The sequence below is a fragment of the Candidatus Paceibacterota bacterium genome (assembly GCA_030583765.1).
Taxonomy (GTDB): Bacteria; Patescibacteriota; Minisyncoccia; order 2-02-FULL-40-12; family GWA2-44-9.
Genome location: CP129474.1, coordinates 392660 through 406741, shown reverse-complemented (window position 1 = coordinate 406741; position 14082 = coordinate 392660). Strand labels below are relative to the sequence as shown.

Genomic DNA, 14082 nt, shown 5'->3' with positions numbered 1-14082 from the left:
CGGAGGGCAAGCCGCGCTCCCAAAAGGAGCGCGGCAACGCCCACAACAACAGCAAGAATTGCGTAAAATCTATGAGATAGCATCGTCGAGACCATCAGTATCAGTACCTACAGCGCGGGGCTCGGACGCCTCCCGCTCCGGACGCTCTGTGCGCGTGCTACGACGGCCACGCGCCAAAGCTCGGCGAGAGCGCATGAGGGCTGCAGTCTCATCGAGATCGATAAAGTTGTGTACAGCATCTACGAGACGAGAGCTCGTTGAACGACGGAATGCAACTGCCTCCACAATGAGGCCTTGGTGTTTCAAATAATTTACCAGCGGCTCAAAGTCTCCATCTCCAGAAATAATAACGACCACATCGAGCTGTCGCGACAGGGAAATAGCGTCGATAGCAAGACCCACATCCCAGTCGGCTTTCTTCATGCCACCGGCGAACACTTGGAGGTCCTTCATTTTGAGTTCAAAGCCCGACTTTTCGAGTGCATCGAAAAAAGCACGCTCTTCTTCTGTATCTGATTTTACCACGTATGCAACAGCTCGAATGAGGTCTCGGCCAGCTGTGGCAATGGAGAGGAGTTCTTTAAAGTTTACTCGCGCACCGTGCAAATGCTTTGCGGAATGATACATGTTCTGCACATCCACAAACACCCCAACGCGGTGCGTTTTTCGCTGGGGAACTGAAAGTTTATGATTCATAATTGTGATAGAAACGAACAGCGGACGGCAGTGCCGTCCGCGCCCGTTGTTACTTCTTCAAATCGAGATCCTTAATGAGCTTCTCGTAGCGCTTTGGTTCTGTGCGCTTGAGATATTCAAGAAGGCGGCGGCGCTTAGCAACCATTTTTAAAAGCCCAACTCGGGAACTGTTATCCTTCGCATGCTTGCGAAGGTGCTTCACGAGGCGGTCAATTTCCGATGAAAAAAGGGCGACCTGAATGTCAGGGGAGCCCGTATCTTTGCCGTGCGTCTGATGTTTGGAAACGATCTTCGATTTCTGTTGTGTTGATAATGCCATGCTACACATGCATGCCACAGGAGGAGTAAGGCGCGTTCTGCGGGCCAGACCACTCGAGGGACAATCAGTACCCGTCCATTATACAATAAAAGGGGCAGTGCTGCAAGCGCGCCCAGACGAGCGCCATAAAAGCGTGTATACTACCCACATATGGCCAAAGAGCGTCTTAAAGACCTCAAAAACGAATATCTTGAGTACCTTGAGATCGAGCGCAATCGGTCACCTAAAACTGTCGAAAATTATGGACGCTATCTTGAGCGATTCGTGCGCTTCGCGAACACAAACGACATCTCTGACGTCTCCGAAGATCTTATCCGAAAATACCGTCTCCACCTCAACCGCTTAGCTGATGCTGACGGAAAACCGCTCAAGCGCGTAACACAAAACTATCACATCATTGCTATTCGTAATTTTTTAACCTATCTCGTAAAACGAAACGTACAGTCTGTAGCACCTGAAAGGATTGAATTAGGAAAGCAGGAAGAGCGGCAGGTAACATTTCTTGAGGGTGACGAGGTCGCTCGCCTCATGTCTGCTCCGAAGGGGGATGGGCTTGCGGCCTTACGTGACCGGGCAATGCTCGCAACGCTTTTCAGCACCGGCATGCGCGTGTCAGAGCTATGCTCCCTAGAGCGAGACCGCATTGATGTAGCCCGCGGTGAAGTGCCCGTAAGGGGTAAAGGGGGGAAGATCCGACTCGTATTTCTCTCTTCGGACGCTCAACAAAACATCAAAGCATATCTCGCTGCGCGCAAGGATGTCGACCCAGCCCTTTTTATCCGCATACCGAAAAATGGTTACGGCAAGAATGAGCGCCTTCGCATCACGCCACGCAGCGTGCAACGCATCGTACAGAAACATGCGGTTGCGGCCGGCATCGTAGGGAAGCATGTAAGCCCGCACACCATGCGCCACTCATATGCAACCGACCTTTTGCGCAACGGGGCGGACATCCGCTCGGTACAAGCGATGCTCGGACACGCATCCGTTACCACAACGCAAATTTACACCCACGTTACGGATCGCCAGCTTCGCGAAGTGCACGAACGCTTTCATAATAGAAAAAAAGGGTAGGCATATCTGCTAATGTGTGATATGGTCCCTCTATATTAGAAAGGGGGTGCCCTATGGAAAACAAACTTTGCGCATCATGCGGTGGAACAATGGAAATGAAGTGCGAACCAGCACACGAAGGTGAGCACGCGGCAACCTGTAAGATGACTTGCGCGTCTTGCGGCGCATCTGAAGAAGTGCCAGCTCCCGCACCAGAACAGCCAGCAATGTAGTCTTTCGTAGCTCTTTATGCCACAACACTCCCGAAATCCGGGAGTGTTGTGTTTTGGTGCCCTCGTGAGGAATCGAACCTCAATTACAAGATCCGCAATCTTGTGTCCTATCCGTTGAACGACGAGGGCTGCACTACCATCCAAGCCGCCTTGCAATTGCCGCGGACAGAGATGGCTCTACTTCTTTTTCGATTAACCGTTCGGCGAGAAACGTCCTCACCGCCACCGGATCAGCGTCGCCTAGGGGCACGACTAATAGGGGAGCATACCACTGTTTTGGGTGAAAAATCAACTCCTTCTCTCCGCCGGGAATGTAGTGGACCCAAAACCCGACCAGTGATGTAAATGGGATAACGCGATCTCTTAAGATGATCGCTGTGTCGGAAAGCTGGACAATAAGGCGCGAGCCCTCGCGCCCCACTAAAAACGTAGTGGCCGCCGAAGCGCCGCAAAGCATCGCAAGCGCAGGGTCACCGAGCGCAAGCCACGACGCGAGAGCTCCGGCAGAAAGACCGCCGGGCAGCAAAAGCGCACGTGGCCCAGCGATGCGCGCAGGAACGCTCCACGAAAGAAGCTCTTGTCCCCCTAAGGCCTCTTGAGACGAGAGCTGCTCTTGTTGGGGTAGTTTTGGAGCTTCTGGTGCGCGCGCATGTGGCACGCCAGCCCACTGGCGCATGGGAGCACGAAGTGGACGAGGGCGGTGAGCGTCTTTTTTTTGCGCCCCCTCTTGTTGCTGCCGACGTAGATTAACAACTCGAGCCATACCCCATCATACCACACAACCCAACGGCGGAAGCGGGAGGATTCGCCCGCCACTCTCGATGCCGCCGCCGCGGCATCTCGGTTCTGGGCCCCAGGGCTCCTGATGTCATCTACTGATGACATATCAGTCCGCCCTTCGAATCCTCCGCCCTAGTAACACAGCACAAAAAGAGACTGCCAAACGGCAGTCTCTTTTTGTCTGGCGGAAGCGGGAGGATTCGAACCTCCGATGGGGTTACCCCCATGCCACATTTCGAGTGTGGTGCCTTCAACCACTCAGCCACGCTTCCGTGATTACATACTGCGGAGGGTGTAGGATTCGAACCTACGAGGGCTTTCGCCCACCTGTTTTCAAGACAGGCGCCTTAAACCACTCGGCCAACCCTCCAATAAAACTGCGAGCCTTCGTGGTTCCTGGGCCCTTGTTTAGGGCCCGCCCATTCCTCCAAGTATTCGGAATGGGCCCACTCGGCCAACCCTCCAATAAAACTGTGCCAGTGTACCACAGGTCTCAGAGAAAGGGGAGGGCTAGAACTCTCGCCGCTCTGGAGCATCTTTGAGAATCTCGAAGGCCTCTTCTGCGGTATCCACGATACGGTAAATACTCATGTCGTCTTTATCAATAGACCCATACTCTTTATAGAGCACCTCATCAATCCATGTGGCAAACGGCTCCCAGAATTCACGCCCCACGAGTACAAGAGGAATACGAGTTGAGATTTTTCGGGTCTGAATAAGCGTTACGAGCTCAAAAAATTCGTCGAGCGTACCAAAGCCGCCTGGAAAGTAAACGTATGCCCACGCAGAATACGACATAATAACTTTACGCACGAAAAAGTAATGAAAGCTCCCTGCCTTACGCACGAACGGATTAATGCGCTGCTCGTAGGGAAGTTTGATGTTTATACCAATCGATTCTCCGTTCGCTTCAGCCGCGCCCCGATTCCCGGCCTCCATAATGCCTGGGCCGCCGCCGGTCACAACACCAAATCCAGCATTCGCGAGCATGCTCCCAAGTTTCCGCGCCTCTTCATACCACTTCGTGCCGGGGAGCGTTCGTGCTGATCCAAAAATAGTGATCGATTTTTTAAAATCTGCAATAAACTGAAACCCATCGACAAACTCTGCCATGATACGAAACACGCGCCACTGGAATGACGAGCGAAAATCTGGAGCTGATTCTTGGTGGGGGAGCTTCTGAACGGGAACGTTGAGATTTCCATTTGGCATACACGCAGTATATCACGTGAGGCCGCGGGAACGACAAGCAATGTGTGGACCGTACCGGACTTGAACCGGTGGCCTCCTCCATGCCATGGAGGCGCTCTACCAGCTGAGCTAACGGCCCGAAAACGTTTGAAAAAGTACCACAAAAGTGCTAGGATAGCAACGATTTCGCGCAACGCCCACGCAGGCACCGAGCCCTTGTAGCTCAACGGATAGAGCAGCGCCGTCCTAAGGCGTTGATGTGGGTTCAATTCCTACCGAGGGCACACCATGCATGAATATTCCTTCTCCCATTCAGAATGTTCTCACCACGCTCAAAAGCGCTGGCTTTGAGGCATTCGTTGTAGGCGGATCGGTGCGCGACATGCTCCGCGGCGTGGCGCCAAAAGATTGGGACGTCACCACAAACGCTCGACCAGAGGAAATCCAAAAACTATTCCCGGAACACGTCTACGAAAACACGTTTGGCACCGTGAGCGTTAAAACTGGATCAGAAGAACCAACTCTAGCACTCGTTGAAGTCACTCCATACCGCATCGAGGGAAAGTATTCTGATCGACGCCATCCGGATGAAATTACGTTCGCAAAAACGCTTGCGGAGGATCTGTCGCGGCGAGATTTCACTATCAATGCCATCGCACTGAGTGAGAGTGGAGAAATTATTGACCCATTCCATGGCGCCCAAGATATTCGAGACGGCACCATCCGCACGGTCGGAGACCCGCATGAGCGCTTTTCGGAAGATGCATTGCGTATTTTGCGCGCAGCACGCCTTGGCGCAGAGCTCGGTTTTAGTATTGCACCAGAGACACTTGCCGCAATGCGGGCGCTTGGGTCAACGCTCGATGCTATCTCTGTAGAGCGCATCCGAGATGAATTCACAAAAATTGTCGTATCGCCCCGCGCCTATGAAGGGGTAGCGTTCCTTCAAGAGGTCGGTCTCCTTCGCCACATCATACCGGAGCTCCTTGAGGGGGTCGGCGTTTCCCAGAACCTGCATCACATTTATACCGTCTGGGAACATAATGCGCGAGCACTGAAGTACGCAGCGGAGCAAAACTATTCACTTGTCGTGCGTCTCGCGTGTCTTCTTCATGATGTTGGCAAGCCCCGCACAAAACGGGGGGAGGGGACACGCTCCACGTTCTATGGCCATGACGTTGTTGGTGGACGCATGACAAAAGCAATCCTCTCTCGCTTGAAGTATTCAAAAGAGATCGTTGAGCGCGTCACCACACTGGTGCGCTATCACTTGTTCTACTACAACGTGGGAGAGGTCACCGAGTCTTCGGTCCGCCGCCTCCTTGCGAAAGTGGGGAAAGAAAACATGGACGACCTGTTGCGCGTACGGGAGGGAGATCGTATTGGCTCGGGCACACCCAAGGCGGTGCCCTATAAGCTGCGCCACCTCAAGTACATGATCGACAAAGTATCAAGCGATCCCATCTCAGTAAAAATGCTTGCGGTAAACGGGGAAACGCTTATGCAGGAGTTGGGTATGCAGCCCGGCCCGCGCATGGGCCTCGTTCTCAATGGGCTTCTCGCCGACGTCTTGGACGCCCCCGAGCACAACACTAAAGAACAACTCCTTGCTCTCGCTAAGGAATATGCAGAAATGCCACTTGATTCTCTCCGCACTCACTTGGCAAAGATTGAAGCCGCACGCGAAGCAGAGGAGAAAGAGCGCATGAAAAAATACTCTGTATCAGCGGCAGAGCCAGTTGCCAAAACGCCTCAAAAAAGGGTATAGTTTGTGCGCTTCTTGTGTCTTTAGAGTACACCGTCGGGCTGGAGTATGCCGGTAGTACGCATGATTCGGGTTCATGAAGACCGAGTTCGATTCTCGGCAGCCCGACTGTGTACTGTACGAACACAAAAAGCTCCGCAGTTCGCCTTTTGGTATAGTGGCAGCTTGAGGGCCCATAGCTCAGCTGGTAGAGCGCGTCATTCGCATTGACGAGGTCAGGAGTTCGAATCTCCTTGGGTCCACATCTTGGAATGAGTCCGCCTTGAGGCGGAATGATTCCAAGCTAGTAACTAATACAAGGAGAGTCGAACGCCGGACCGATACCTCACAAGCTTGTGAGGTCGGGAGGCGGTGGCTAGTCCGAGTCCTGACGGTCGGTCAGGATGAGAGACGAAGCCGAATCTCCTTGGGTCCACTACATTTTTCTGTGGAGCACATCTTAAAAGGTCTTAACGAGAAGCAGCGTCAAGCAGTGCAGGCCATTCAGGGGCCGGTGCTTGTTATCTCTGGACCTGGATCCGGCAAAACACGGTGCCTTACTCATCGCATCGCGTATCTCATCGCCCACGGCATTCCTCCTACATCCATTCTTGCGGTGACGTTTACAAATAAAGCAGCAAAAGAAATAGGGGATCGTGTGCATGCCCTCATGCCCGCAATGGCGAGCGAGCCGGCAATGGGCACATTCCATTCTATCTGCCTTCGTATCCTGCGCGTACACGCACACCTTGTTGGATATCGCCAGCAATTTAGCATCGCAGATCGTGATGACCAGCTCTCAATAGTGAAGAGCGCCCTTGCTGAGCTTGAGCTTGATCCGAAGCAATATGTCCCCGCGGCAATTCTTTCTCAAATTTCAAAGCTTAAAACGTCGCTCATCACGCCCGACACCTACGCACCAAAAGAACATTTCGAGAAAATTGTCGGCAGGGTGTTTCGCATCTACCAAGACACACTCCTCAAGGCGCACACATTTGATTTTGATGACCTCATCTCCGTCACTGTACGGCTCTTGAAAGAACATCCGGACATCCTAGAGAGCTATCAGAACCGCTGGCAGTACGTACTTGTTGACGAGTATCAGGACACGAGTCACAACCAATACCAGCTCGTCACTCTCTTTGCCGCAAAGCATCGGAACATCTTCTGCATCGGCGACGATGCGCAATCTATCTACCTATTCCGCGACGCCGACATTCGCAACATTCTCAACTTTCAAAAAGAGTATCCGGATGCACAGGTTATTCTCTTAGAACAAAACTATCGCTCTACGAAAAATATCATTGCGGCGGCGCAGCATATGATCGCACAGAACGCATCGCAGATTCCCAAAGAGCTCTGGACCGCTAATACACATGGAGAACCTATTTCTATTCGCGAAGCGATCAATGAGCGAGATGAGGGTTTTCGTGTCGCAGACAACATTCAGCACCTCACCGCACGGAACCGCAAGCGCAGCGACATCGCTATCCTGTATCGCACTCACGCACAATCGCGCGCCGTTGAAGAGGCGCTTATTACCACGGGCATTCCGTACCGTATTATCGGCGGCCTAAAGTTCTATGACCGTAGAGAAATCAAGGATATTCTTGCATATCTCAAGGTGGCGGCTAACCCCGCAGACCTCGTCAGCTTTGAGCGCATCGCGAATGTCCCCGCACGCGGAATTGGCACTGCAACAGTGCAACACATTGTGCGTGCAAGTGACGGGGATCTCCTTGCAGCAACAGAGAGCATTGCGCAAACTGCCTCGCTCACACCGCGAGCGGTGCGCTCAATAGCAGCCCTCGCAAGCGCCCTTGCAGGATTTGCGGATGCCGCAAAAAACCTGCCCCCAAGCTCATTAATACACTACGTTACAAAGACACTCGGCTACGAAGCCTTCCTACGCACCAGCATTGCCAAAACAGGCAAAGAAGGGGACGAGCGCATGGAAAATGTCCGCGAACTCGTCTCAGTCGCTCAGAAATTCGACAACCCAGAGGCGGGAGGTCTCACGGGGCTCCTCGAGCACATCTCGCTACTCCAAGACATGGACCGCCTCCGCGAAGATACGAACAGCGTCACGCTCATGACCATTCACTCATCAAAGGGCCTCGAGTTCCCTGTGGTTTTCGTCGTTGGCATGGAGGAAGGGCTTTTTCCGCACAACCGCACCCTTGCATCACCGCATGAGCTCGAAGAAGAACGGCGCCTCTGTTACGTTGCCATTACGCGCGCAAAAGAAAGGCTCTTTCTTTCCTATGCACGATTCCGGCGCATGTTCGGGAGCACGCAATCAAATATTCCCTCTCGATTCTTGGGAGAGATCCCCGAGCACTTGATAAAGTGGGAGCGGCACAATGGGGGAGAAGATGAGGTTATACACTACGACACATGAGCCTTCCTCGAGCCAAAAAAATGTTGGGGCAAAACTTCCTCGTGAACGAAGGGGTGCGAAACGCGATTATTGACGCGCTCGCGCCGCAGCCACAAGAAACCATCATTGAAATTGGACCGGGACCCGGAGCGCTGACAACACACCTCGCGCAACGCGCCCATCGTCTCATCGCTATTGAGAAAGATTCGGCTCTCGCGAACAACCTCATCGCCGCGTTTGGCGGCATGCCCTCGGTACGTATTGAGACCGCAGATGTTTTGACGTGGGACCCTCGCCAAGCACTCAACGAAAACGAAGCGTATAGTATTGTTGGAAATATTCCATACAACATAACTGGCGCAATTCTCCGCACCGTTTTAGAAACATGGCCCCAACCACGCACAATTGTTTTTATGGTGCAAAAAGAGGTAGCAGAGCGCATGATGGCACAGCCGCCTCATATGAATATCCTCGCGGTGTGTACGCAACTTTTTGCATCTGTGCAACGAATCATGAACGTTGCGCCGGGAAGCTTCCGCCCAGCGCCACGTGTCTTTTCATCTGTCATCCAGCTCACGCCCCACGCTGAACGCCCGCATGAAAGCCTCTGCGCCTTTGTGCGCGCAGGGTTTGCCCACCCCCGCAAGCAACTTGCCGCCGTGCTAGCGGCCCACGCCTCGCTGCCACGAGAACGCGTCGAGCTCCTCCTTGCCGACCTCAAAAAACCTGCCACCACAAGGGCCCAAGAGCTCTCGTGTGAAGAGTGGAGCGCACTCTTCACCCGCATGCGCACTTCGTAGGATTTTCTATCAACAAAAAGGCCGCAAAAACTGGTGGATGTGGCGTATACTACAGGAAGCAAGAACCCGCATATTGTGTGGCCATTGCTTTGTGTGAATGAATAGACAGGCGACGATCACGATCGCCGTACTCACCCTCGGGGCACTCGGGGCTTTTAGCTTTTTCTTCACAACTATTCGAGACGCTGCAGAGCAAGCCTCGCTCGGCCTCACTCGCTCAGCGGCAGCCCCATCGCCAACGCCCCAGTTCCTAGACACAGATAAAGACGGCCTCCCTGACAGAGAAGAGGCGCTCTGGGGCACTGACTACCAGAACCCGGACACTGACGGAGACGGCTTTAAAGATGGAGAAGAGACTGTCTCTGGTAGAGACCCTCTTATTCCTGGGCCTGATGATCTCCTTCCATATCAAGGGCAGGGGAACGTGACCGAACGAACCACCAATCTTGTGCTTGGGGCGCTCGCAAGTGGCGCAACAACCAAATCAGGAGACCTCACCGAAGAAGCGGCGGGCGCTATCGTTGACGATATTATCCTGCAGGCACAGCTCAATATCCCAGCAATTGAAACTCACCGGTACCAAGTCGTTGCCGATACGCCGGAGATTATCGCCGCCTATAGTAAGGCTATGCAACATCCACTCCAGAGCATTATCGATGCGCACTATATAACGTTTGAGAGCTTCTTAACTGCACTCGAGGCATATCAGCGCAACCCAGACTCCATCACAAAGTTTATTGCCTCTGATCTAGCGGCGCTCGATGCCCTCATTGGAAAGCTAGATGCACTTATAGTGCCTCGGGCATATGCATCAAAACACGATGCGCTCCTTACAAGTCTTAAGCGCATGCGCCAACATTATGCAACCGCCCCAATCCTAGTCTCTGATCCTTTCCAGTACATATCCGTTACGGGTGGGCTGTGGCGCCTTCTTTTTGTCGATACACCAGAGAGCATTGGCGCCTTCCGAGACATTTTCTCTCCTCGACGACCATGACGCATATTCATAAAATATCTGTTGCGATCCTAGTTTCTATAGCACTTTCCACATCTTCTTTAATGCCGCTACGCGCAGAAGCGTTCAGCTTTAATCTCAACAGCATCCTAGGATCTGCAAACCAAGTTTTTCAGTGCTCGGTGCGTGCCATGAGGGCAACGGCAAAAAATGCAGCTATCGACACAGTGCTCTCTTTTTTTGGTCTTGCAGAAAAGCCCAGCTGGGTTGAGCTCGAATCTGCATTTAAAGCCATATTTGAACGCTGTCTCGCACGAGCAGCGCTTGACGACATCCTTGAAGGGTTTAAAAATATCGTACGAGATCGAGGACCTGATGGCGCCGAAACATTTATTACTAATTGGCGAGAGTTTCAGTTGAACTCAAAACGGCGCGGCGAAGAAATATTCCGAGTCATTCTTGCAAACGCAACAGCCGAATCTTCAAATGCCATCTGTGACTATCTGAAACAGGGGGCTCGCAGCGCATATTCTGTGCTTCCACAACACGAGGGGCGCATTGCCTCAAACCTACTCAATCCACGAGTAGGGGATCAAGCGCTTGACCAGGCTGCGCGCTGCACGCTCCCAGAAGGCTTCACGTTAGAAAAGCTTTCGGAAGACTTTGTGGGTGCTGGCGGCTGGGATACGGTATATAAACTTTTCGCCGAACCGCAAAACAACCCCGCGGGACTTCAGGCGATCCTCCGCGACGAGATGAGTCGTCAGGTTGCTGCCATAGAAGGCGCCGAGATGAATGAGGTTATTGCAAATCAAGGATTTCGTGGGGTGCGCGGCGACACGAAAGAATCAAGCTGTTTAGTGCCCGGACTCTTCAACACTGGATGCTTAGTGTATGCAAAGATTAAAACGCCAGGGACAACGGTGGGGAATATAGACAATCTCCGCTACCAAGGAGAGGTTGACTGGGTCACTGTCGTAGATGAGAAGCTTGAACTTGTGGTAAGCAACATTGCGCGCAGATTGGTGGAGCGAGTCTTTGATGAATCGGAAACGGACAGCGACTACACCGTACCAACACCGCTACCGCCATGTGCGCCCGGGCAAACGAGCGGATGTGTTCCAATGCCAACACAGACAACCAGCCCCACCCCAACGGCATCAACACCTCCACAGGTTAACTGTGGTCCAGGGTGCGAATGTAAGCCACCTGGCGGCCCAGGAGATCCTGCATACGAACTTTTTAAGGCACGGTTCCAATATTTAGACGACCTCTCGCTCGCCATTGACCGCGTACAGGACAAGGCGCGCGCAGGGGAGGACGTTGGTCTTAATCCTGGAAATCCAAACGAGATTGAGGCGCCGGGAGATGTAAACGCTACCAAATTCCACACTGCGGTCATTAGTGAAATGCGGGCTGCAGGATTTACAGCCCAACACGATGGCGAAGAAGTGAACATGTACCGCTCAGGAGACAACTTCCAAGAGAACTCTGACATCTCCGCACTCCGCGACACTGGGACTGGGTTCATTCGGCGCTTCATTCCAAACGCCATCTGTATCCCACCGCAATTCTAATGAAACTGCTTTCAGCAAAAAGGATAGCTTTAGTGGGGATAATCACTCTCGGAGGAGTAGTCTTTTTCATGCCGACCGGCGCGCAAGCTAGCTGGACTGACGGCATACTCACTATTGCTGAGTTTTTTACTGGCAATGCCACGGGTTTTATAGCTGGATTCTTGAAGGCGCTATTACTTATAGTTGGAGGCATTGTCGCCTGGCTCGCTAAAGGCCTAGGCTTTGCGCTGGTTTACGCTACAACAACTCACGAATACACGTTTATTCGAGATATTTGGATATTGGCGCGAAACTTCGTCAATATGCTCTTCATTCTCGCCATGATCACTATGGCGTATGCGAGCATTCTTAAGCTCTGGCCAAACTACACCATCCAAAAAATGCTGCCTCAGGTGCTTGCGGTAGCAATTCTTATGAATTTTAGTTTCGCCATCACAATAACTGGGGTTGAAATTTTTGATTCAATAAGCACAACACTCCTGGCGAACATGCAGGACGCCATGGATCGCATCGCGCCGGCTCTTTCTATAAAAACCTTCCTTAGCTTTGACCCATACAGCAATACAGCGAGTATCCCAAAGTCTTTCTTTTCTATACTAATGTACGGATTCGTTGGAGTTTCATTTTTCATCGCATTTGTTTTTGTCCTTATAAAAATTCCCATTTTGTGGGCACTGCTTATATCCTCTCCGGTGGCACTTTTTTCATACCTAATTCCAAGCCTAAAGAAGAAGGTGTGGGATCGTTGGCTGAGTGAATATATCAGATGGAACACCTTTCTCCCAATCTTTTTACTATGTCTATATGTTGGCCTTTACGTACTTGCACAACAAGATGCCATTATTAAGGTCCAGCAACCATACGGCAACGGGGCCGGAATCCTTGGCTTCCCACTTAGCGTCGTTTTCTTCTACCTCCTTGTTGGCTTTATCTTTCTCGGTGGGACAGCAGCCGCAATTAGTGGTGGCATCGTGGCAGGGTCGGGGGCTGTGTGGGGCGCAACAAAGGCAAAGCAGATGACCTATGACGCGCTTGGCATTACGGGGGCCCAGCGCGCATGGCAAGCAAAAGTAAAGGAGATAGAAAAGAGCGGGCTCAAGGGACAGGTTGGCACGAGTTGGGTTGGGAGAGCGAGCGACGCAACGCTCGGAAGACTTTATAAAGGAGAGAAGGCCAATGAGGAGTGGCAGAAGTGGTGGACTAACGCAAAACGCTTTGGCGCAAGTGAGTCTCAGTTTGCTAAGAATATTGGAGACGAAAAGAAGTCGCTCCAGGACAAAGACGCTTCTATTGAAGCGCTGCGCGATATTCTACGTAAGAAAAATTACGAAGACCCGGAGACGTTTGCTGCTGCACAAATTCTTTTGGATAAAGGAAAGCTCTCTCTCGACGGCATGCGCGACGTGTATCAAAAGTACGCGGAGATATCTCCGCGCGCCGCAAAGGCTTTTGGTGATAAGATCGCTGAAAAGGTAAACAAGCAGGTTGAGGACGGAGAGATTACTGGCGCGCCAAACCTTAACAAAGCCCTTGAGCTCATGGCGCAAATCTCGGGCGCAGACAAGACAACACTCGCACCGCTTGCCGCCGGAGAGACCGAGCAGGAGCGTGAAAAGCGGATCGTTGCATTTGAACAAAAAACGGAGATTGCACGCGATCGCATAAAAGAACTCCTCAAGAAAGCAAAGAAGAAAGATCCGAACTGGGCCACGGAGAGGCAGATCTTACGGCAAACCTATGAGGAGAAAGATGAGCAGGGAGTCCCACAGATAAAAGACTATATTACTGTTAAGAACGTGCTCGGCGAGAAGCTCCGAGAAGTCCCTGGCGGCCTCACGCCCGAGCAAGAACTCGAACAAGGCCTTGAAGCAGCTATCGCCGGCTTAAACAACAATACAATACGGGAGCTTCCGTCGAGCGCGCTCGATCCGAAGCCAGAAAATCGCGTCTTTATCGAACAGCTTGTAAAGATGCTCTCTCAAGAAGGTCACCGAATTGAAAAAATCATGGACGACGCTACTCCGGAACAGCTACGAAAACTTGAGCTATGGCTAGACGTAGCACAAACGTACGCCCTCACGAGCAGTATCCAAGACCTTGGCTCAGAATTCCAAGACCTGCAGCAAGAACTTAATGCAGAGGAGCAGAGGCTATCTACAAATCAAGGGAATAATGCGCCACAAGCCCAACAGGTGGCACGCGACGCGCAAAGGAAGATAAATTCACTGAATAAAAAGCTATCCGCAAAAGAAGATGCGCTGAAGAAGGCTTCTGCTGACCTGCGCGCCGTACATGAGAAACTATCTCTCCAAGAGAATCGCGACAAACTCAATGCGGCTGGAATAATCGTTTAA

At 52.1% G+C, this 14082-nt stretch carries 11 protein-coding genes, 7 tRNA genes and 1 pseudogene; 11 read left to right on the top strand and 8 right to left on the bottom strand.

Going from position 1 to position 14082, the window contains the following annotated elements; all coding sequences use genetic code 11:
* Positions 1-210 precede the first annotated feature (210 nt).
* Positions 211-696: pseudogene (locus QY311_02215) on the bottom strand (NYN domain-containing protein).
* A gap of 49 nt (positions 697-745) precedes the next feature.
* Positions 746-1015, bottom strand: a complete 270-nt coding sequence (gene rpsO / locus QY311_02210; protein ID WKZ26932.1) for a 30S ribosomal protein S15 — start codon at positions 1013-1015, stop codon at positions 746-748.
* 150 nt (positions 1016-1165) lie between these two features.
* On the opposite strand from rpsO, the gene QY311_02205 reads away from it, so the two are divergent.
* Both QY311_02205 and QY311_02200 read left to right on the top strand, forming a co-directional pair.
* Positions 1166-2089 carry a tyrosine-type recombinase/integrase gene (locus QY311_02205; GenBank protein ID WKZ26931.1) on the top strand — a complete coding sequence of 308 codons (924 nt, stop codon included), beginning with the start codon at positions 1166-1168 and terminating at the stop codon, positions 2087-2089.
* Between the two features lie 53 nt (positions 2090-2142).
* Complete coding sequence (locus QY311_02200) at positions 2143-2301, top strand: hypothetical protein (protein WKZ26930.1); 159 nt, start codon at positions 2143-2145, stop codon at positions 2299-2301.
* Between the two features lie 54 nt (positions 2302-2355).
* Here the strand turns inward: QY311_02200 and QY311_02195 are convergent.
* The 6 genes from QY311_02195 to QY311_02170 all read right to left on the bottom strand — a co-directional run bounded on the left by QY311_02195 (position 2356) and on the right by QY311_02170 (position 4411).
* Positions 2356-2430: transfer RNA gene (locus QY311_02195), tRNA-Arg, on the bottom strand.
* Between the two features lie 4 nt (positions 2431-2434).
* Entirely contained in the window at positions 2435-3064 is a 630-nt protein-coding gene (locus QY311_02190; protein WKZ26929.1) for a hypothetical protein, read from the bottom strand.
* 199 nt (positions 3065-3263) lie between these two features.
* Positions 3264-3353, bottom strand: a tRNA-Ser gene (locus QY311_02185).
* Positions 3354-3367: 14 nt separating this feature from the next.
* Positions 3368-3451: transfer RNA gene (locus QY311_02180), tRNA-Ser, on the bottom strand.
* 140 nt (positions 3452-3591) lie between these two features.
* On the bottom strand, positions 3592-4293 hold the full coding sequence (locus QY311_02175) for a TIGR00730 family Rossman fold protein (protein WKZ26928.1): 702 nt from the start codon (positions 4291-4293) through the stop codon (positions 3592-3594).
* A 45-nt stretch (positions 4294-4338) separates the two neighbouring features.
* A tRNA-Ala gene (locus QY311_02170) sits at positions 4339-4411 on the bottom strand.
* 73 nt (positions 4412-4484) lie between these two features.
* On the opposite strand from QY311_02170, the gene QY311_02165 reads away from it, so the two are divergent.
* The 9 genes from QY311_02165 to QY311_02125 all read left to right on the top strand — a co-directional run bounded on the left by QY311_02165 (position 4485) and on the right by QY311_02125 (position 14082).
* A tRNA-Arg gene (locus QY311_02165) sits at positions 4485-4556 on the top strand.
* 8 nt (positions 4557-4564) lie between these two features.
* Positions 4565-6040 carry a CCA tRNA nucleotidyltransferase gene (locus QY311_02160; GenBank protein ID WKZ26927.1) on the top strand — a complete coding sequence of 492 codons (1476 nt, stop codon included), beginning with the start codon at positions 4565-4567 and terminating at the stop codon, positions 6038-6040.
* 34 nt (positions 6041-6074) lie between these two features.
* Positions 6075-6145 (top strand) — tRNA-Pro (locus QY311_02155).
* 61 nt (positions 6146-6206) lie between these two features.
* A tRNA-Ala gene (locus QY311_02150) sits at positions 6207-6279 on the top strand.
* 185 nt (positions 6280-6464) lie between these two features.
* On the top strand, positions 6465-8417 hold the full coding sequence (locus tag QY311_02145) for a 3'-5' exonuclease (protein ID WKZ26926.1): 1953 nt from the start codon (positions 6465-6467) through the stop codon (positions 8415-8417).
* Positions 8414-9196, top strand: a complete 783-nt coding sequence (rsmA, locus tag QY311_02140) for a 16S rRNA (adenine(1518)-N(6)/adenine(1519)-N(6))-dimethyltransferase RsmA (protein WKZ26925.1) — start codon at positions 8414-8416, stop codon at positions 9194-9196. Before QY311_02145 ends, rsmA begins: the two co-directional genes overlap by 4 nt.
* 97 nt (positions 9197-9293) lie before the next feature.
* Positions 9294-10193 carry a hypothetical protein gene (locus QY311_02135; GenBank protein WKZ26924.1) on the top strand — a complete coding sequence of 300 codons (900 nt, stop codon included), beginning with the start codon at positions 9294-9296 and terminating at the stop codon, positions 10191-10193.
* Positions 10190-11728 (top strand): hypothetical protein, encoded by a 1539-nt coding sequence (locus QY311_02130; protein ID WKZ26923.1) that lies wholly within the window; start codon positions 10190-10192, stop codon positions 11726-11728. Before QY311_02135 ends, QY311_02130 begins: the two co-directional genes overlap by 4 nt.
* A gap of 68 nt (positions 11729-11796) precedes the next feature.
* Positions 11797-14082 (top strand): hypothetical protein, encoded by a 2286-nt coding sequence (locus QY311_02125; GenBank protein ID WKZ26922.1) that lies wholly within the window; start codon positions 11797-11799, stop codon positions 14080-14082.

Excerpts from the sequence above, each read along its gene's own strand:
- rpsO (WKZ26932.1), bottom strand. The coding sequence starts at position 1,015 with ATGGCATTATCAACACAACAGAAATCGAAGATCGTTTCCAAACATCAG.
- QY311_02205 (WKZ26931.1), top strand. The coding sequence starts at position 1,166 with ATGGCCAAAGAGCGTCTTAAAGACCTCAAAAACGAATATCTTGAGTAC.
- QY311_02200 (WKZ26930.1), top strand. The coding sequence starts at position 2,143 with ATGGAAAACAAACTTTGCGCATCATGCGGTGGAACAATGGAAATGAAG.
- QY311_02190 (WKZ26929.1), bottom strand. The coding sequence starts at position 3,064 with ATGGCTCGAGTTGTTAATCTACGTCGGCAGCAACAAGAGGGGGCGCAA.
- QY311_02175 (WKZ26928.1), bottom strand. The coding sequence starts at position 4,293 with ATGCCAAATGGAAATCTCAACGTTCCCGTTCAGAAGCTCCCCCACCAA.
- QY311_02160 (WKZ26927.1), top strand. The coding sequence starts at position 4,565 with ATGAATATTCCTTCTCCCATTCAGAATGTTCTCACCACGCTCAAAAGC.
- rsmA (WKZ26925.1), top strand. The coding sequence starts at position 8,414 with ATGAGCCTTCCTCGAGCCAAAAAAATGTTGGGGCAAAACTTCCTCGTG.
- QY311_02135 (WKZ26924.1), top strand. The coding sequence starts at position 9,294 with ATGAATAGACAGGCGACGATCACGATCGCCGTACTCACCCTCGGGGCA.
- QY311_02130 (WKZ26923.1), top strand. The coding sequence starts at position 10,190 with ATGACGCATATTCATAAAATATCTGTTGCGATCCTAGTTTCTATAGCA.
- QY311_02125 (WKZ26922.1), top strand. The coding sequence starts at position 11,797 with ATGCCGACCGGCGCGCAAGCTAGCTGGACTGACGGCATACTCACTATT.